Raw genomic sequence first — 18,487 nt, 5'->3', positions numbered from 1 at the left:
GAACGGGACACGGGTGGTGTTGTTCCGGTCTTACAGCATAGACTGTAGCGCACTCAAGGTGCTTAACAAAACAAAGACCCGGACTATTTTACCGGCTTATATCGCCGCGTCCGAGACCGTAAATGATTTGTTTTCCCATCGTTTGATGTGGCTCTAACAGCCTCACTCTATCACCTTCAGAGAGCTTGACGGCGGTGCAGATCAGGTTTCACTTTTCGGAATGTTTAGTTTGTGACCAAGTGTTGAGCCACGTTGAAGAGGGCGGCAGCGGCGATCAGGCACAACAGCAGGCCACAGAGCTGTTCGATACGTGGCAAGTGCTTTTGTATACGCTGCTGCCAGAGCGGGTGCCCGATCAGAACGGTGATGAACAAGTCCCAGAGTAAAACAATTAAAAACATCCACAGACCCAGCAAGATATGCAGGCCCGTACCAGCGCGGCTACTGGCCAGTACAGAGGCCAGGCTGGCGTAAAACAAGGCGTTCTTGGGATTCAGCAGCCCCGAGAGCAGGCCAAGCAGAGCGTGATGCCACCAGCCGCCTGTAGAGGCTTCAGAGGCCTTGATCCATTGCCCAGTAGTGTGATGGGCCACCTGCAGGAATTTCACGCCCAGGTACAGTAAATACAGCCCTCCAGCGCCCTGTAGCAGCACAAAGAGAGGGCTGCCAGTGCTTATCCGGGCAAAGCCCGTTAGTGCCAGGCTGATGTACAGGCCATTGGCCAGGGCGACACCGGCACAGGCTCCGCTTGCGACCCAGCGTCCATGGGCCAGGGTGCTGCGGGCGATCAGGAAAAAATCGGGGCCGGGGGAAAGCAGGGCCAGGAAATGGGTGCTGGCGATCAGTAAGAACAAGGACACGGCGGTACGTCCAGAAGCAAAACTGCAGTGTGACCAGAAGCGTGGGTGCCGTATTGAATAAAAGTGCGCGCGCTTTAGCTGCGGTACTGGCCCGGAGTGACACCGGTGTAGTGCTTGAAGACACGCTGAAAATGACTTTGGTCGGCAAAGCCCAGGCGATAGGCAATATCAGCCAGTTCGTCGCCTTGGCGCAGGGCGTTTCGGGCCAGGTTGATACGTTGATTCAATTGCCAGCGCTGTGGAGTCAGGCCGGTATGGCGACGAAAGGCGCGAATCAGCTGGTAGCGGCTAAAACCGGTTTCTCGAGCAAGTTCTTGCAGGGGGATAGTGGCTAATTGGCCTTCAACCCAGCGATCCAGGGTTTTCTGCAAGATGGGGCTAGGTGGGGGAGCGGGTGCCAAAGGCTGGGATTGGGCTGAGCCGTGGTGCAGCAAAAAGTCGATCAGGGCTGCTTCTTTGCTCAGTAGAGGAGCGGCTGAAAACAAGAGCGAGTTCAAGTCACAGTAGGCTGCATAAAGCAGTGGCTCGTGACTAACGCGGATGGGCTCCTGGGCTTGAAGTCTGAACTCTGTACTTTCCTGCCAAAGTTGCTCCAGCCACCCCGCATCCAGATGCAGCATCTGATAGCTCCAGGACTGATCTGGCAACGGATTGCAGGCATGGCTGCGGTGCGCGGGGACAAAGACCACAGACCCAGGTGCAAGCTGGACCGGGCCGCCGGGTGCGCCCGTAAAGACGCTGCCACCGCCATCAACGGCGCCAATCGAGTAGGTGGGGTGGCTGTGCTCCTGATAGCAGATCCGGCTGTTGCAGGCACGTCGGCTTTCTACATAGGGCAGGGCGGCATCGCGCCAGAATTCAGTCTTCATCGGAGATAGCAATCGTGGCCAGGGAGACGATAAAGGTACAGCCTTGCTTACGCGTGCTGTCCAGGACAATATCCCCGCCGTGTTTGTTGATCACGGTTTTCACAAAGGCCAAACCTAGTCCGCTACCCGAAGGTGCACCTTCGGTATTTTCGTGGGCTCGATGATAAGGCTCAAAAATAGTCGCCTGATTTTCTGCCGGAATTCCCCAGCCCTGATCTTTGACGAATACCTGAACGCTGTTGTTGCCCAGCACAAGGTCTATATCAATCTGGTTGCCATCCGGTCCGTACTTGATGGCGTTTTGAATCAGGTTGGTAAAGGCGCGGCGCAGCATGGGCGCATTGCCGTTCACCCAGACCAGCTCCGAGTCGTTCAAGTTCAGGCTGATAGAGCGCTTGCTGGCGCTGGCCCAAGCGTCATCCAGACAGTCTGCCAACAGATCAAACAGGTTCAGCGGGCTCAGTACCATTTCCATGGCCTCGGCCCGTGCCAGACTAATGAAGTTGTCCACCAGTTCCAGCGTTTGTTCGGCATAGCCTTCCATCTTGTGCAGAAACTGATCTGGCGGCAGCTTGCTGTCATCCTGACGTTGCAAGCTCGTTAGTGCCAGGATGGAGTTCTGGGGCGCCCGCATATCATGCGAAATGAAGCGCAAGGTCTCTTCACGCTTGGTCTGGGCCTGGCGCAACAGATTGATGGATTTATGTAGCTGGGTCAGACGATGAGGCAGATTACGTGTACTTAAGCCCGATAGGCGCTCGTTCAGAGCAGTTCTGACATCCGGGTATTCCAGCTGCAGCTTGTTCAGTTCTTCGGTCACCTGATTCAGGGCAGCTTCCTGACTGCGCCAGTGCCATAGCGGGTAGGCCAACAGAACAGTAATCAGGCTGGCCAGTGGCGGAATCCACAGATTGAAGCCATGCATGGCGATCCAGTTCACCAGCAGGATCGCAAAGACCAGCCCGATCAGGCTGAGCAAGGTGGCGCGTGGCGACAGATAGATCAGAACCTGACATGCCAGCAGGACTGGCAGGCAACTGGCCAGCGCAATGAACCAGGCCGGTGGGGTGCGCACCCAATGATTGCTGCGTACGGCTTGCAAGGTATTGGCCAGGATCTCCACGCCCGACATGCTGCTCATGCCGGCTTTGGACAAAGGGGTAGGAAAGGTATCGCCCAGTCCACTGCCCCAGGCTCCTACCAGCACATACTTATCCTTGAAGAAAGAGGGCGGAATATCACCGTTCAGGACATTGAAGTAAGGCACGGTCCGAAAATGGCCGCTGCGGCCCAGAAAGGGAATGTGGGGAATGTCTTTCTGACTGGAGTCCAGAGCTTGCAGGGCCAGATCCACATCTCCGCCTGTCATCAACATGGCAATCGTGAAGTGCGGCAGCACACGGCCCAAGGGGGTAGTCTGCTGCAGGGCGACACGTCGCACTACCCCATCTGAATCAGGTTCGATATTGATGTAGCCCGACGCCTGGGCTGCCTGGCTGAGCACGGGAATGGCGGTATGCACGGCCTGCCGCTGAGTGTCATAGATCATTGGCAGCACAACGCGTCCGTGATGATGTATGGCCTCGGATAGAGTCAGGTCATCATCGGGGTAAGCCGGGTTGGGTTCCTGAAAAACCAGATCGATGCCGACAGCACGAGCCTGTTCGAGACGGCCTAGCAGTTGGGCATGGTTGATGCGTCGCCAAGGCCAAAAGCCCAGGTTGGCGATGCTGTAGTCGTCGATGGCGACAATGACAATATCCGGGGGCGCAGCCTGTGGAAGAGCGGCTGCCATGGTGAAGTCGTAAATCAGGTTGTTCAGCTTGCCCAGCGCGAAGTCGTCACGCAGGGAGCTGAACAATAAGGTCAGCAGCATCAGCAAGCCCGAAACCAGATGCCACTCTTTCCGAATCCGGTCAGAGAGTAGCTTGCTGTTTCTGGGGGCCGGGCTGCTCATGCCGTACGCCGTTTAGCTACTCGAACTGAGACAGCAGGATTGGATCGCCAAAATTGCTGACCACGGCTTGGCCATCCGAGCTGGTCAGGCTGGCTGCGCCTTCAAAGCTTTCGATCGTGTCCGGGCCCATCAGACCATGGCGGTCAATGGCACGAACGGTAACGTAGTACGTGCCAGGGCGCGAGGCACCGAACTGAATATCCGTATCTGTCGTAATGTTACGCGACAGCAGCTTGGCACCTTGCGGGTCGGTAGAGGTCTGGACCAGATAGGCCTGGGCACCGGGCACGACCTGAATCGTGCTGTTCCATTGGCCACCGCGACGCTCGGGCGTGGAGATCTGCGGAGCGGGCAACAATGGCTCCAGCGCCATGATATTGCCATCTGTGCCTACAGCGGCCCCTTGATTCTGCTTCAGGGCGGTGGGGGTGCTGCGTTGCTGGGTTCCCAATTCAGCGCGGCCTTCCAGCACTTCGCTGTGAGCCACGCCTTGTTGAGTACGCACACGCAATTCGGTGCCACGGACACCGGTAATGCTGACAGGGGTGCGGACTTCAAAGCGACCTACGCCGGTTTTTTCCGGGGAAACGCGTGATTCCACGTCGCCATCGTCCAGAGCGATGATCGAGTCGGTCAGGCCGGTGCCTTCAAAGGCACGCATGCGGGCCACGCTCAAGGATGCCTGTGCGGGTACGCTCAGTTGGCTGCCGTCTTGCAACTCCAGCGTCAGGTAGCCATTGCTGCCTGTTCGGATCAGGTCGCCTTCTTGCAAATGAGTCGTTCCTGCACCCAGTGCTTGACCGTTCACAAGAATTTGGCCGGTCTGGTGAGTGATACGGGCGGGGGCGGGCACTTCCGGAATCATGCGAAATGGAATGTGCAGTTCTTTGCCGATAGGTAGACGGTAGGGATCGGCCACCGCGTTCAGTCGCTGAATTTCGGACCAGTTGCGGTCCTGGCGGGTATAGGTCTGGGAGATGCCCAGCAAGGTGTCACCGGCCAGCACTTTATAGACAAAATTTTCGCCGCGGGCGCCAGAAGGTTGGGCTGACACGACGCCACCCCAAATCAGGCCGCAAACGAGAGGCGCGGCGATACGCAAAGTAATCATAGAAATCAGCTAGGGTCGGTCAAAAGTTCAAGGCGATAGCCCAGGGCGTAAGACGCCGTCAGGCGTACCCCGTTCTCGGGTCGCAACTGGAGTTTACGGCGTATGTTGGACAGATGAGTGTCCAGCGTACGGGAGGTGGCCGGAATTTCCCGGTTCCAGACCGCGGAGCTTAAAACATCACGCGAGAACAGGCGGCCGGGGTTGCGAAACAGTAAAAGGGCCAACTCAAATTCTTTGGGCGCCAGGGTAACGGTTTCACCGTTCAGCACAATATGGCCTTGTTCAGGAAAGATGTCGTAGCCTGCAAACGAAAAGCGGCTGTCCTGAGTGGCCGAGGTGCTCAGATCCAGACGGCGCACAGCGGCATTGACGCGCGCAACCAGCTCTCCCTTGCGTACGGGCTTATTAATATAGTCGTCGGCTCCGGCCTGCAAACCCGTGACCAGATCCTCTTCCTGGGTACGGCTGGTCAGGAATATGACGGGCAGGGCATGGCCCAGTGTGGTGCGAACCCAACGCAACACATCCAGGCCGCTGACGTCCGGCAGTTCCCAGTCCAGTAGCAATAAACCGAAATTATGTGGCTTGGCCAGAGCGGCCAGCAGGTCCTTTCCTTGATGAAAGGAGCGACATTCATAGCCAGCCTCGGTCAGGATCCGGGCAATCAGTTCAGCCTGGACGAGGTCGTCTTCCAGGGAAGCGATGATCATGGGTATTGTCCTTGTCGCAGAAGTGCAATAGCCCTGCAGTATAACGATATGTAGATAGCGAGTGACCAAGTGCTTCCATGCGTGTGCCGTGACAACGGGAAACTGCCGGATTGGTGTCCAAATCGTTGACCTATAAGGGTTTACTGTGGTAAATTTTAGAGCTTACTTTAAGGATCCTTTGCCGGTACACCTTGCAGTAATTTGATGGCAGCCCTGAATTTAGGGGCTGCGGGCACTTTTTTAGTGCTTGAAATCAAGCCCAAGCCATGTGCAAGACCGCTCTTTTTCGTGTTTTATGGGGAGTGGTATTGCGCAATGCCGCTTCCGGTCCAGGGTTTCAACACCCGCCAACTGGACGGCGTTTTTCAAAACATATACGTCAACCAGTACGTAAAGTACGTTATAGGATACGTAAAGGTCATGCCAACCATTAGCCAGCTCGTGCGTAAACCGCGCGAAGTCAGCCGCGTTAGCAGCAAGAGCCCTGCGCTCGAGAACTGCCCACAACGCCGCGGTGTTTGCACCCGTGTATACACCACGACCCCCAAGAAGCCTAACTCCGCTCTGCGTAAAGTCGCCAAAGTGCGTCTGACCAACGGCTTCGAAGTCATTTCTTACATCGGTGGTGAAGGCCACAACCTGCAAGAGCACTCGGTCGTTCTCGTCCGTGGTGGTCGTGTTAAAGACTTGCCAGGTGTGCGTTACCACATTGTTCGCGGTGCTCTTGACCTGCAAGGCGTCAAGGATCGTAAACAAGCCCGCTCCAAGTACGGCGCCAAGCGTCCCAAGTAATCCATGTATCCATTGATCAGTTCCCTGGTCTGGATCCGTGCAACCGTGGCCTGAGTGCCATGGTAGGTAAGTGGTCATTTGTCATGAATGACCGAGACCGCGAAAAGCGGTTCAACTGAATAGTCACAAGGAAATAAAAATGCCTCGCCGTCGCGAAGTACCCAAACGTGAAATCCTACCTGACCCGAAATTTGGCAGCGTTGAGCTGGCCAAGTTCATGAACGTGGTCATGCTGTCCGGCAAGAAAGCTGTTGCCGAACGTATTGTTTATGGCGCGCTGGAACAAATTGCGCAGAAAACCGGCAAAGATCCGCTCGAAGTGTTTAATGCTGCCATCAATAATGTAAAACCTGTTGTTGAAGTGAAGAGCCGCCGTGTTGGTGGCGCTAACTACCAGGTACCTGTCGAAGTGCGTCCCGTGCGTCGTTTGGCTCTGGCCATGCGCTGGGTGCGTGAAGCCGCTAAAAAGCGCGGTGAAAAATCGATGGACTTGCGCCTGGCCGGCGAATTGTCCGATGCGGCTGAAGGCCGTGGCGGTGCAATGAAAAAGCGTGAAGACACGCACAAGATGGCCGATGCTAACAAAGCATTCAGCCATTTCCGTTGGTAATCTGAGGACATATAACCATGGCCCGCAAAACCCCTATTCAGCGCTATCGCAACATCGGTATCTCGGCTCACATCGACGCCGGGAAAACGACCACTACCGAGCGCATCCTGTTCTACACCGGTGTGAACCACAAACTGGGCGAAACCCACGAAGGTTCGGCCACCATGGACTGGATGGAGCAAGAGCAAGAGCGCGGGATCACCATTACCTCGGCTGCTACCACTGCTTTCTGGCGTGGTATGGCGGGCAATTACCCAGAACACCGTATCAACATCATTGATACCCCCGGCCACGTTGACTTCACTATTGAAGTTGAGCGTTCCATGCGCGTGCTGGACGGCGCTTGCATGGTGTACTGCGCGGTGGGTGGTGTTCAGCCTCAGTCGGAAACCGTATGGCGTCAAGCCAACAAATACGGTGTGCCTCGTCTGGCTTTCATCAACAAGATGGACCGTACTGGCGCTAACTTCTTCAAGGTTTACGACCAGCTCAAGCTGCGTCTGAAAGCCCACCCCGTGCCTGTCGTTATCCCGATCGGCGCTGAAGAAGATTTCCAAGGCGTGGTTGACCTGATCAAGATGAAAGCAATCATCTGGGATCAAGCCAGCAACGGCGTGAAGTTTGAATACACCGACATTCCTGCCGAGCTGCAAGCTTCGGCTGAAGAATGGCGTGAAAAAATGGTCGAGTCGGCTGCTGAAGCCAGCGAAGACCTGATGAACAAGTACCTGGAAAACGGTGACCTCTCCGAAGAGGACATCAACCTGGGTCTGCGTACACGTACCATTGCCTGCGAAATTCAGCCAATGCTGTGCGGTACCGCGTTCAAGAACAAGGGTGTACAGCGCATGCTGGACGCCGTGATCGATTACCTGCCATCGCCAGTGGATATTCCACCTGTCGAAGGTACGGACGATGACGGTGAAGTCATTCATCGTAAAGCCAGCGACGAAGAGCCAATGTCCGCTCTGGCGTTCAAGCTGATGACTGACCCCTTTGTTGGTCAATTGACTTTCGTACGCGTTTACTCGGGCGTTCTGCGTTCGGGCGACACGGTCTACAACCCTATCAAGGGCAAGAAAGAGCGTATCGGCCGTATCTTGCAGATGCACGCAAACAACCGTGCCGAGCTGAAAGAACTGGTTGCTGGTGACATCGCTTCCGTGGTGGGTCTGAAAGACGTGACCACAGGTGAAACCCTGTGTGACGCCGGTCAGCACATCATTCTGGAACGCATGGAGTTCCCAGAGCCCGTGATTTCGCAGGCTGTGGAACCAAAAACCAAGTCCGACCAGGAAAAAATGGGCGTGGCCTTGTCCCGTCTGGCTCAGGAAGATCCTTCTTTCCGCGTCAGCAGCGACGAAGAATCCGGCCAGACCATTATTTCCGGTATGGGCGAGCTGCACCTGGAAGTTCTGGTAGACCGCATGCGCCGTGAATTCGGCGTGGAAGCCAACGTGGGTAAACCACAAGTGGCTTACCGCGAAACCATCCGCAAGACTTGCGACGAAATCGAAGGTAAATTCGTCAAACAGTCCGGTGGTCGTGGTCAGTACGGTCACGTTGTCCTCAAGCTGGAGCCCCTGGAAGCAGGCGGTGGCTTTGAGTTCGTTGACGCCATCAAGGGCGGTGTGGTTCCTCGCGAATTCATTCCTGCCGTTGAAAAAGGTATTCGCGAAACCCTGTCCGCAGGTGTGGTCGCTGGCTACCCAGTGGTTGACGTCAAGGCTACGCTGTTCTTCGGTTCGTACCACGATGTGGACTCGAACGAAAACGCCTTCCGTATGGCCGCTTCGATGGCCTTCAAGGATGGTATGCGCAAGGCTGCCCCAGTTCTGCTGGAGCCCACCATGGCTGTAGAAGTTGAAACCCCTGAGGAATACGCCGGTACAGTGATGGGTGACTTGTCCTCCCGTCGCGGTATGGTTCAGGGTATGGACGATATGGTTGGTGGTGGCAAGGTCATCAAGGCCGAGGTTCCTCTGGCCGAGATGTTCGGTTACTCGACCAGCCTGCGTTCGCAAACACAAGGTCGCGCTACGTACACGATGGAATTCAAGCAATATGCTGAAGCTCCAAAGAACGTGGCTGACGAAGTGATCAGCGCTCGCGGTAAGTAATAGCAATATCAGCCCGCCCTATGGCGGGCTGCTCAACAATTTTTTTGTTTTCCTGTAAAACATAATTGGGATAAATCATGGCAAAAGGTAAGTTTGAACGGACTAAACCGCACGTCAACGTCGGTACTATCGGTCACGTTGACCACGGTAAAACCACTCTGACCGCTGCAATCTGCACGGTTCTGTCCAAGGCATACGGCGGCGAAGCGCGCGATTACTCGCAGATCGACAACGCCCCTGAAGAAAAAGCACGTGGTATCACCATCAGCACGTCGCACGTTGAGTACGAAACGCCTAACCGTCACTACGCTCACGTTGACTGCCCCGGCCACGCTGACTACGTCAAGAACATGATTACCGGTGCTGCCCAGATGGACGGCGCTATTCTGGTTTGCTCGGCTGCTGACGGCCCAATGCCCCAGACTCGCGAGCACATCCTGCTGAGCCGTCAGGTTGGCGTTCCTTACATCATCGTGTTCCTGAACAAGGCCGACATGGTTGATGACGAAGAGCTGATCGAACTGGTTGAAATGGAAGTTCGTGAACTGTTGTCCAAGTACGACTTCCCTGGCGACGACACCCCGATCATCAAGGGTTCGGCCAAACTGGCTCTGGAAGGCGACGAAGGCCCACTGGGCAGCCAAGCCGTTCTGGCTCTGGCCGAAGCGCTGGACAGCTACATTCCTACGCCTGAGCGTGCCGTTGACGGTACCTTCCTGATGCCTGTTGAAGACGTGTTCTCGATCTCCGGCCGTGGTACGGTTGTGACCGGTCGTATTGAGCGCGGCATCATCAAGGTCGGCGAAGAAATCGAAATCGTGGGTATCAAAGACACGGTCAAGACCATTTGTACCGGCGTTGAAATGTTCCGCAAACTGCTGGACCAGGGCGAAGCTGGCGATAACGTCGGTCTGCTGCTGCGTGGTACCAAGCGTGAAGACGTGGAACGTGGTCAGGTTCTGGCCAAGCCAGGCTCGATCAAGCCACACACTGACTTCGACGCCGAGGTGTACATTCTGTCCAAAGAAGAAGGTGGTCGTCACACTCCTTTCTTCAAGGGCTACCGTCCTCAGTTCTACTTCCGTACAACTGACGTGACCGGCACCATCGAGCTGCCAGAAGACAAGGAAATGGTTCTGCCAGGCGACAACATTTCGATGAAAGTGTCCCTGATCGCTCCTATCGCCATGGAAGAAGGTCTGCGCTTCGCTATTCGCGAAGGCGGCCGTACCGTTGGCGCTGGCGTGGTTGCAAAAATCATCAAGTAATAAGCCTTGATCGCGGTGTGAAGGTGCAAACCTTCCCGCCGCGTCTTTGCTACCCCCAAAAGGGGTGCTTTTTAGTCAGCGTTTCTTCGAGTAATCGATAAACCCGGTCAAAAAGGCCCCACTTATATCGTTCTTTAGGATTACCCATGAAAAACCAGAAAATCCGCATCCGTCTGAAGGCTTACGATTACAAGTTGATCGATCAGTCTGCTGCTGAGATCGTAGAAACCGCCAAGCGCACCGGCGCTGTTGTTCGTGGTCCAGTACCACTGCCAACACGTATCCGTCGCTACGACATTCTGCGTTCGCCGCACGTCAACAAGACATCGCGCGATCAGTTTGAAATGCGTACCCACCAGCGCTTGATGGACATTGTCGATCCTACCGACAAGACCGTCGACGCTCTGATGCGTCTGGATTTGCCAGCCGGTGTTGACGTCGAAATCGCTCTGCAGTAATTCTGCCTAGCTGTTCGAGTTACATCGAAAGAAACGCCATGCGACCGCATGGCGTTTTTTTTCGTCTGCACGTTTCCTTCTGGCGCTGCAGGAGCAATGGCGACTGTCCGTTTATCCTGAACAGAACAAGAGCTTTGCTCTCAGGTGGTTCATGGCTAGTTCATCATGGTGTTGTTATTGGGAAAAAGCGGGTTTTGGTCTACTTTTTACGACCGGACACACTTTGCCAGGGCTACAAATGCGACGATGGGCAGGGTTGAAGGAGGACAAGAATGATAAATCGGAGAAGAAAGCCGTTCCTGGTCCTGTGGTATTTCCTGGCGCTCTGGCTATGTCTGTGGGGAAGCAGCGCATCAGCGCAAGCGTGTGCGGACGACAAACCCATACGGCTGGCGGACCTGAGCTGGGAGAGCGCAGCATTTAGCACCGAGCTGTATCAGCAGATTCTGGAGAAGGCCTACGGTTGCAAGACCGAACGGGTTCCAGGCTCCTCGGCGGCTTTGGAAAGTGCGCTGGCGCAAAATGATATTCAAGTAATTGGCGAGATCTGGTCGGGACGTACCGAGATCATTGAAAAAGCCATTGAAGCCGGCCAGGTGCAGGTACTTGGTAATACCCTGAAGGGTGGGGCAGAACAGGGCTGGTATGTGCCGGACTATGTCATCGATGGCGACCCGGACAAGGGAATCAAGCCAACTGCACCCGATCTACAGAAAGTTGAGGATTTAGGGCGCTACGCCACTGTTTTTAGTGACCCGGAACAGCCCAATAAAGGCCGCTTCTATAACTGCCCCTCCGGCTGGGTATGTGAAACCTTCAATAGTCGCCTGTTCAATCTCTATGGTTTGGGCGAGCACTATCAAAACTTTCGGCCCGGTACGGGTGCGGCTCTGGATGCGGCAATCAGCGCCGCCTATGACAGGCGTGAACCCATCCTGTTCTATTACTGGCAGCCTGCGGGTCTGATGGCCAAATATTCCTTCAAGAAGTTAGCTAGCGCGCCTTTCAATGAAAGCTGTTGGGAAGCTGCTGTGTCGGGCAAGGGCAAGATCTGCCCTACGGACTTTATCCTGGCGCATATAGGCGTAGCGGCTTCTACTCCTTTCGTAGAGTCCCACCCCGAGCTGGTCACTTTGTTTGAAAAGATCCAGCTGGAGCCCGAGCAGATGAACAAGATCATTTTGGGCATGACCGAAGGCGGGCAGAACGCCAGTACGCAGGTACAGAAGTTCCTGAAAGAAAACGAAGAGCAATGGCGTCAGTGGATGCCAGTGGCTCAGGCAGATCGCTTGCAGGCTGCTTTGGAGCCTCAAGCAACAAAACCAGTAGCCACAGCGCAGTCCCGTTTCTTCCCGGAGTGGTCGGCTGCTGATTGGGTGAACCGTCAGTTGCTGGTTGTCGTACAGGATTGGGGAACAGGATTTCGTCAGATCAGTGCCTGGATTCTGACGCATGCCATCTTGCCGGTAGAGCGTGTGTTGCAGCAGGTGCCTGCCTGGGCGATTCTGGCGTTGACCGGTTTGCTGGCCTGGTGGGGACAACGGCGCTTTTTGCCTGTTCTGCTCTATGTAGCGGGCCTGTACTTGATAGGCGCCATGGGTCTGTGGGACAAGCTGATGCAAACCTTCACCTTGGTGCTGGTGGCCACAGTCTTTTCTGTGCTGATTGGCGTCCCGGTTGGCATTCTTAGTGCTCGTAGCCGTCTGCTTAGAAAAGTGCTGACGCCCGTACTGGATGTGATGCAAACCATGCCCAGTTTTGTGTATCTGATCCCGGTACTGATGCTGTTCGGTCTGGGTAAGGTTCCCGCCGTTTTGGCCACTGTTGTCTATGCCGTCCCTCCCTTGATTCGCCTGACCAGCCTGGGCTTGCGACAGGTGGACAAACATGTGATGGAAGCAGCCCAGGCGTACGGGGTTACACGCTGGCAAATGCTGACCAAGGTCACCTTGCCGCTGGCGCGACCCAGCATCATGGCCGGTATTAATCAAACCACCATGATGGCCTTGTCCATGGTGGTAGTTGCTTCCATGATTGGAGCCCAGGGTTTGGGTGAAGACGTGCTGGCTGGTATTCAGACACTAGATATAGGACGTGGTTTGCAGGCGGGGGTGGCGATTGTGATCCTGGCCATTGTTATTGACCGAATCTCTCAATCCTTTGGTCGTTCTCAGCGTCACCGTCGCAAGGTCAGGAGGCAAGCATGAATACCATTCCTACCCCCTCGGGTGAGCAGGCCTGCAAGATAGAACTGCGAGACGTTTATAAGGTCTTTGGGAGCCGGGCGACCGAAGCCGTAGAGCTGTTAAAGCAGGGGGCCGACAAGCAGGCCGTGCAAAAGCAGACGGATTGCATCGTAGGCCTGGCAGGGGTCGATGCCTGCTTTCCCGCGCAGCAGATATCCTGCGTCATGGGTTTATCCGGTTCGGGCAAATCCACGCTGGTGCGTCACATCAACCGTTTGATCGACCCCAGTGCCGGGCAGGTGTTGGTGGATGGGCAGGACATATTGCAGCTGCACATGGCCAGCTTGCGACAATTTCGTCGCTATGGAATCAGCATGGTCTTTCAGGCCTTTGGCTTGCTGCCCCATTTGACGGTGGTGGAGAACGTCGCCTTCGGTCTGGAGGTCCGAGGAGACAAGCGTTCACAGGCCAGAGAGCAGGCTCGGCAATGGCTGGAGCGCGTGGGTCTGCATGATTATGCCGATAACTATCCGGACGAATTGTCAGGCGGGATGCAGCAACGAGTAGGACTTGCCCGAGCCTTGGCCGTTGATGCAGACATTCTTTTGATGGACGAAGCCTTCTCGGCCCTGGATCCCTTGATTCGCTACGAGATGCAGGATGAGCTTTTACGCCTGCAAAGCAGCCTGAACAAAACCATCATCTTTATTACTCACGATATTGATGAGGCATTACGGTTGGGCAAGCATATTGTGGTGCTACGTGAGGGCAGGGTGGAACAAAGCGGTACTCCGGCTCAAATTCGTGATGAACCGGTGAACGAATACGTGGCTCGTTTTGTCAATAAGGCGCACCAATAGAAAATGCGCAGCAGATCAATTTTTCTGGTTCAGACTGCATAGCCAAGCACCCCGAATTCAAAAAAACTGTTGTCAATCAAGCAGTTTAGGGCAGATTTTTGCAGTAAATCTTGCTTGGCTTTACAGCCGCGTGCTATATTTACTAGCTTAGCCAAAAAGTTTTGGCTATGGTCGTCGCGCAAATTATTGCGTGTACTCTCAGTTAGCCCTGACCAATCGTAGTCAGGAATGGAGAAAACGATGTCGAACTCGACACCTACGCCTGCCGCGTGGCGGCTGGGCCTTGTTGGGCGTAAAGTTGGCATGACCCGTGTGTTTACAGAGGAAGGCGAGTCCATCCCTGTGACCGTGCTGGACGTGTCCAACAACCGCATCACCCAGGTCAAGACGCCCGCAGTTGACGGTTACGCTGCTGTACAGGTTGCCTTTGGCACCCGTCGTGCAACACGCGTTACCAAGCCCCAGGCAGGGCACTATGCAAAAGCTGGCGTTGAAGCTGGCAGCATCCTGAAAGAATTCCGCCTCGACCCCGCTGCTATCGCCGAGCTTTCCGCCGGTTCCGTAGTTGCTGTGGAAAGCATTTTCGAAGCGGGTCAGAAGGTTGACGTTACGGGCACCACGATCGGTAAAGGCTTTGCCGGTACCATCAAACGCCACAATTTTGGCGGCCAGCGTAACAGCCACGGTAACTCGCGCTCGCACCGCGTACCCGGTTCCATTGGTCAAGCCCAGGATCCAGGCCGTGTGTTCAAAGGTAAAAAAATGTCGGGCCATATGGGTGACGTTACCCGTACGGTTCAGAATCTTGACGTGATCCGCGTCGACGCCGAGCGTGGCTTGTTGCTGGTCCGGGGCGCTGTCCCAGGTCACAAGAATGCCAATATCGTTGTGCGCCCTGCTGTGAAAGGAGCCTAATCCATGGAACTGAAGCTCCTGAACGAACAAGGCCAAGCTGCATCCACATTGCAGGCCAACGAAACCGTTTTCGGTCGTGAATTCAACGAAGCACTGGTTCACCAGATCGTTGTTGCATACCAAGCCAATGCTCGCAGCGGTAACAGCAAGCAATTGACTCGTGCCGAAGTCAACCACAGCACCAAGAAGCCATGGCGCCAGAAAGGCACCGGCCGCGCTCGTGCTGGTATGACATCCTCGCCCGTGTGGCGTGGAGGCGGTCGTGCATTCCCCAACACCGGTGAAGAAAACTACGCACACAAGGTCAACAAGAAGATGTACCGCGCCGGTATCAGCGCGATTCTGTCTCAGTTGGTCCGTGACGAGCGTCTGTTGGTTGTTGATTCCTTCACTCTGGAGGCACCCAAGACCCGTCTGGCAGCCAACAAGCTGAAAGACCTGGGCCTGGAATCCGTGCTGATCATCACCGACGCGCTGGACGAGAACGTGTACCTGGCTACGCGTAACCTGCCTCACGTTGCTGTGGTTGAACCACGCTACGCCGACCCGCTGTCCCTGATCCACTACAAAAAAGTGTTGGTCACCAAAGCGGCTGTCGCTCAGTTTGAGGAGATGTTGGGATGAACGCCGAACGTCTATTGCAAGTAATTCTGGCTCCTGTCGTGACTGAAAAAGCCACGTACGTTGCCGAAAAAAATCAGCAAATCGCTTTCCGCGTCGCTCCTGATGCTACCAAGCCTGAAATCAAAGCTGCTATTGAACTGCTGTTCAAAGTAGAAGTTGAGTCGGTGCAGGTGCTCAATCAGAAGGGCAAGGAAAAGCGCTTTGGCCGTTTCATGGGTCGCCGCCGCAGTGTGCGCAAGGCATATGTCTCGCTCAAGCCCGGTCAGGAACTCGACTTTTCTGAGGTGAACTAATATGGCATTGGTAAAAGTAAAACCAACGTCGCCAGGTCGCCGTGGCATGATCAAAGTGGTTCACCCTGAACTGCACAAAGGCGCTCCTTACGCGGCTTTGCTGGAAAAGAAATCCAGCAGTGCTGGCCGTAACAACAACGGCCACATCACGGTTCGTCACCGTGGCGGCGGTCACAAGCAGCATTACCGTATTGTCGACTTCCGTCGCAACAAGGACGGTATTCCTGCGAAAGTAGAACGTCTGGAATACGACCCTAACCGCAGCGCTCACATCGCATTGGTGTGCTACGCGGACGGCGAGCGTCGTTACATCATCGCCCCTCGTGGTCTGGAAGTGGGTGCAACGGTTGTGTCTGGCGCGGAAGCTCCTATCCGTTCCGGCAACACTTTGCCTATCCGCAACATTCCTGTGGGTCAAACCATTCACTGCATCGAGATGCTGCCTGGTAAGGGTGCTCAAATCGCTCGTTCCGCTGGTGGTTCCGCTGTGTTGCTGGCTCGTGAAGGCACGTACGCTCAAGTGCGTCTGCGTTCCGGTGAGGTTCGCCGCATTCACATCGACTGCCGCGCCACGATTGGCGAAGTCAGCAACCACGATCACAGCCTGCGTCAAATCGGTAAAGCCGGTGCTGTTCGCTGGCGTGGTATTCGTCCTACCGTTCGCGGTGTGGCGATGAACCCAGTCGATCACCCGCACGGTGGTGGTGAAGGTCGTACGGGTGAAGGCCGTGAGCCAGTCAGCCCATGGGGTACTCCTGCCAAGGGCTACCGCACCCGTCGTAACAAGCGCACAGACAACATGATTGTTTCGCGCCGTAAGCGCAAGTAAGGGGCGAACACTATGTCACGTTCGATCAAAAAAGGCCCATTCGTTGATGCTCACCTGATCAAAAAGGTTGACGCAGCCGTTGTGGGTAACGACAAGCGACCAATCAAAACCTGGTCGCGCCGCTCTACCATCCTGCCCGAGTTCATTGGGCTGACGATTGCCGTTCACAATGGCCGTCAACACATTCCCGTTTATATCAACGAGAACATGGTTGGCCACAAGCTCGGCGAGTTCGCCTTGACCCGTACTTTCAAGGGTCACGCTGCGGACAAAAAGGCCCGGAGATAAGTGATGGAAACTACAGCAATTATTCGTGGAGTCCATATTTCGGCGCAAAAAGCACGTCTGGTTGCGGACATGGTCCGCGGCAAGTCCGTCGCTCACGCTCTGAATACGCTGACTTTCACTCCCAAGAAAGCCGCTGGCATCATCAAGAAAGCTCTGGAATCGGCTATTGCCAACGCTGAGCACAATGACGGCGCCGACATCGACGAACTGAAAGTCACCTCCATTTACGTGGACAAGGCTCAGTCGTTGAAGCGTTTTTCTGCACGAGCCAAAGGCCGCGGTAACCGTATTGAGAAGCAGACTTGCCACATTGTGGTCAAAGTCGGCGCTTAAGGAGTCACAATGGGACAGAAAATCCACCCAATTGGGTTCCGCCTGGCTGTTAACCGTAACTGGAGCTCGCGTTGGTACGCTGACGGTGCTGAGTTCGGTACGATGTTGGCTGACGACATCCGTGTGCGCGAATACCTGAAACGCAAGCTGAAAAGTGCGTCCGTTGGCCGTGTGGTCATCGAGCGTCCTGCCAAGAATGCTCGCATCACTATTTACTCGGCTCGTCCTGGTGTAGTGATCGGCAAGCGCGGCGAGGATATCGAAAGCCTGAAGGCTGACCTGCAGCGCCTGTTGGGCGTGCCAGTGCACGTTAACATCGAAGAAATTCGCAAACCTGAAACCGACGCTCAACTGATCGCCGACTCCATTGCTCAGCAATTGGAAAAGCGCATCATGTTCCGTCGTGCGATGAAGCGTTCCATGCAAAACGCCATGCGTCTGGGTGCCCAAGGCATCAAGATCATGAGCTCGGGTCGCTTGAACGGCATCGAAATCGCTCGTACCGAATGGTACCGCGAAGGCCGTGTGCCTCTGCACACCCTGCGCGCTAACATCGATTACGGTACTTCCGAAGCGCACACGACGTACGGGATCATCGGTATCAAGGTCTGGGTCTACAAGGGCGACATGCTGCCTAACGGCGAAATGCCTGTTGACACCGTAGCCCCTGAAGAGCGCCGCCCACGTCGTCCACGTGGTGACCGCCCTGAAAACCGCCGTCCAGGTGGTCGTGGCCGCGGTCCTCGTAAAGACGCTGCTCCTGCTGCGTCCGAAGGAGAATAAAACATGCTGCAACCTTCTCGCAGAAAGTATCGCAAAGAGCACAAAGGCCGTAACACCGGTCTGGCTACTCGCGGTGCGCAAGTTTCGTTTGGCGAATTTGGTCTGAAAGCCACTGACCGTGGCCGTCTGACTGCTCGCCAGATCGAAGCAGCACGTCGTGCAATTAACCGTCACATCAAACGTGGTGGCCGCATCTGGATCCGCATCTTCCCCGATAAGCCAATTTCGCAGAAACCTGCCGAAGTTCGTATGGGTAACGGTAAGGGTAATCCAGAGTTCTGGGTCGCTGAGATTCAACCAGGCAAGGTCCTGTACGAAATGGAAGGTGTTAGCGAAGAGCTGGCACGCGAAGCATTCCGTCTGGCCGCTGCCAAGCTGCCTATCTCGACGACGTTCGTAACGCGTCAGATCGGTGCTTAAGGAGACGTCATGAAAGCCAGCGAACTCCGTACTAAAGATGCCGCCGAGCTCCAAAAAGAGCTCGAGAGCCTGTTGAAAGCACAATTTAACCTGCGCATGCAGCGTGCTACTCAACAGCTTTCCAACACCAGCCAATTGGGCAAAGTACGTCGCGACATCGCTCGCGTCCGTACCGTCATGGCTGAGACCGCAGGAAAGTAA

At 55.3% G+C, this 18,487-nt stretch carries 21 protein-coding genes; 16 read left to right on the top strand and 5 right to left on the bottom strand.

Features of this window, described 5'->3' with window-relative positions:
* Positions 1-224: 224 nt before the first annotated feature.
* From NBV64_RS18815 to NBV64_RS18795, 5 genes are all read right to left on the bottom strand, one after another.
* Complete coding sequence (locus NBV64_RS18815) at positions 225-860, bottom strand: LysE family translocator (protein ID WP_250756338.1); 636 nt, start codon at positions 858-860, stop codon at positions 225-227.
* 74 nt (positions 861-934) lie between these two features.
* Positions 935-1,729, bottom strand: a complete 795-nt coding sequence (locus NBV64_RS18810) for a helix-turn-helix transcriptional regulator (protein ID WP_250756337.1) — start codon at positions 1,727-1,729, stop codon at positions 935-937.
* Complete coding sequence (locus NBV64_RS18805; protein WP_250756336.1) at positions 1,719-3,686, bottom strand: CHASE2 domain-containing protein; 1,968 nt, start codon at positions 3,684-3,686, stop codon at positions 1,719-1,721. Before NBV64_RS18805 ends, NBV64_RS18810 begins: the two co-directional genes overlap by 11 nt.
* 16 nt (positions 3,687-3,702) lie before the next feature.
* Complete coding sequence (locus tag NBV64_RS18800; protein WP_009464197.1) at positions 3,703-4,797, bottom strand: FecR family protein; 1,095 nt, start codon at positions 4,795-4,797, stop codon at positions 3,703-3,705.
* Positions 4,798-4,802: 5 nt separating this feature from the next.
* The gene (locus NBV64_RS18795; protein ID WP_009464199.1) at positions 4,803-5,507 is read right to left on the bottom strand and encodes a response regulator transcription factor; all 705 of its coding nucleotides are present in this window, start codon (positions 5,505-5,507) and stop codon (positions 4,803-4,805) included.
* Positions 5,508-5,927: 420 nt separating this feature from the next.
* Between NBV64_RS18795 and rpsL the strand changes: the two genes are divergently transcribed.
* The 16 genes from rpsL (at position 5,928) to rpmC (ending at position 18,487) form a co-directional block, all read left to right on the top strand.
* Positions 5,928-6,299 carry a 30S ribosomal protein S12 gene (gene rpsL, locus NBV64_RS18790; RefSeq protein WP_003800872.1) on the top strand — a complete coding sequence of 124 codons (372 nt, stop codon included), beginning with the start codon at positions 5,928-5,930 and terminating at the stop codon, positions 6,297-6,299.
* Positions 6,300-6,438: 139 nt separating this feature from the next.
* Positions 6,439-6,909, top strand: a complete 471-nt coding sequence (gene rpsG, locus NBV64_RS18785) for a 30S ribosomal protein S7 (RefSeq protein ID WP_003800875.1) — start codon at positions 6,439-6,441, stop codon at positions 6,907-6,909.
* A gap of 17 nt (positions 6,910-6,926) precedes the next feature.
* Entirely contained in the window at positions 6,927-9,029 is a 2,103-nt protein-coding gene (fusA, locus tag NBV64_RS18780) for an elongation factor G (RefSeq protein WP_009464203.1), read from the top strand.
* 77 nt (positions 9,030-9,106) lie between these two features.
* A complete protein-coding gene (tuf, locus tag NBV64_RS18775) occupies positions 9,107-10,297 on the top strand; it encodes an elongation factor Tu (RefSeq protein WP_009462422.1) in 1,191 nt (396 codons plus the stop codon).
* Positions 10,298-10,443: 146 nt separating this feature from the next.
* Positions 10,444-10,755, top strand: a complete 312-nt coding sequence (gene rpsJ / locus NBV64_RS18770) for a 30S ribosomal protein S10 (RefSeq protein WP_003803053.1) — start codon at positions 10,444-10,446, stop codon at positions 10,753-10,755.
* A gap of 272 nt (positions 10,756-11,027) precedes the next feature.
* Positions 11,028-12,962, top strand: coding sequence for a glycine betaine ABC transporter substrate-binding protein (locus NBV64_RS19185; RefSeq protein WP_250756335.1), 1,935 nt, complete (start codon positions 11,028-11,030; stop codon positions 12,960-12,962).
* The gene (locus tag NBV64_RS18760; protein WP_250756334.1) at positions 12,959-13,801 is read left to right on the top strand and encodes an ATP-binding cassette domain-containing protein; all 843 of its coding nucleotides are present in this window, start codon (positions 12,959-12,961) and stop codon (positions 13,799-13,801) included. The genes NBV64_RS19185 and NBV64_RS18760 overlap by 4 nt, the downstream gene beginning before the upstream one ends.
* Before the next feature lie 240 nt (positions 13,802-14,041).
* Entirely contained in the window at positions 14,042-14,716 is a 675-nt protein-coding gene (gene rplC / locus NBV64_RS18755) for a 50S ribosomal protein L3 (RefSeq protein ID WP_003803046.1), read from the top strand.
* A 3-nt stretch (positions 14,717-14,719) separates the two neighbouring features.
* Positions 14,720-15,340 carry a 50S ribosomal protein L4 gene (gene rplD / locus NBV64_RS18750; protein ID WP_009462425.1) on the top strand — a complete coding sequence of 207 codons (621 nt, stop codon included), beginning with the start codon at positions 14,720-14,722 and terminating at the stop codon, positions 15,338-15,340.
* Positions 15,337-15,633 (top strand): 50S ribosomal protein L23, encoded by a 297-nt coding sequence (rplW, locus tag NBV64_RS18745; protein WP_003803043.1) that lies wholly within the window; start codon positions 15,337-15,339, stop codon positions 15,631-15,633. The genes rplD and rplW overlap by 4 nt, the downstream gene beginning before the upstream one ends.
* 1 nt (position 15,634) lies before the next feature.
* Positions 15,635-16,462, top strand: a complete 828-nt coding sequence (gene rplB, locus NBV64_RS18740; RefSeq protein WP_003803041.1) for a 50S ribosomal protein L2 — start codon at positions 15,635-15,637, stop codon at positions 16,460-16,462.
* Positions 16,463-16,474: 12 nt separating this feature from the next.
* Positions 16,475-16,750, top strand: a complete 276-nt coding sequence (gene rpsS / locus NBV64_RS18735) for a 30S ribosomal protein S19 (protein ID WP_003803039.1) — start codon at positions 16,475-16,477, stop codon at positions 16,748-16,750.
* Positions 16,751-16,753: 3 nt separating this feature from the next.
* Positions 16,754-17,083, top strand: a complete 330-nt coding sequence (rplV, locus tag NBV64_RS18730; protein WP_009462426.1) for a 50S ribosomal protein L22 — start codon at positions 16,754-16,756, stop codon at positions 17,081-17,083.
* A 9-nt stretch (positions 17,084-17,092) separates the two neighbouring features.
* Positions 17,093-17,866: a 30S ribosomal protein S3 gene (rpsC, locus tag NBV64_RS18725; RefSeq protein ID WP_003803035.1), complete on the top strand. Its 774-nt coding sequence runs from the start codon at positions 17,093-17,095 to the stop codon at positions 17,864-17,866.
* Between the two features lie 3 nt (positions 17,867-17,869).
* Entirely contained in the window at positions 17,870-18,286 is a 417-nt protein-coding gene (rplP, locus tag NBV64_RS18720) for a 50S ribosomal protein L16 (RefSeq protein ID WP_003803033.1), read from the top strand.
* Positions 18,287-18,295: 9 nt separating this feature from the next.
* Complete coding sequence (gene rpmC / locus NBV64_RS18715) at positions 18,296-18,487, top strand: 50S ribosomal protein L29 (protein ID WP_003803032.1); 192 nt, start codon at positions 18,296-18,298, stop codon at positions 18,485-18,487.

This window comes from Alcaligenes sp. DN25 (assembly GCF_023674485.1).
GTDB classification, from domain to species: domain Bacteria; phylum Pseudomonadota; class Gammaproteobacteria; order Burkholderiales; family Burkholderiaceae_B; genus Alcaligenes; species Alcaligenes phenolicus.
Note: the sequence above shows the minus strand (reverse complement) of the source record. Positions and strands in the feature narration are given on the sequence as shown.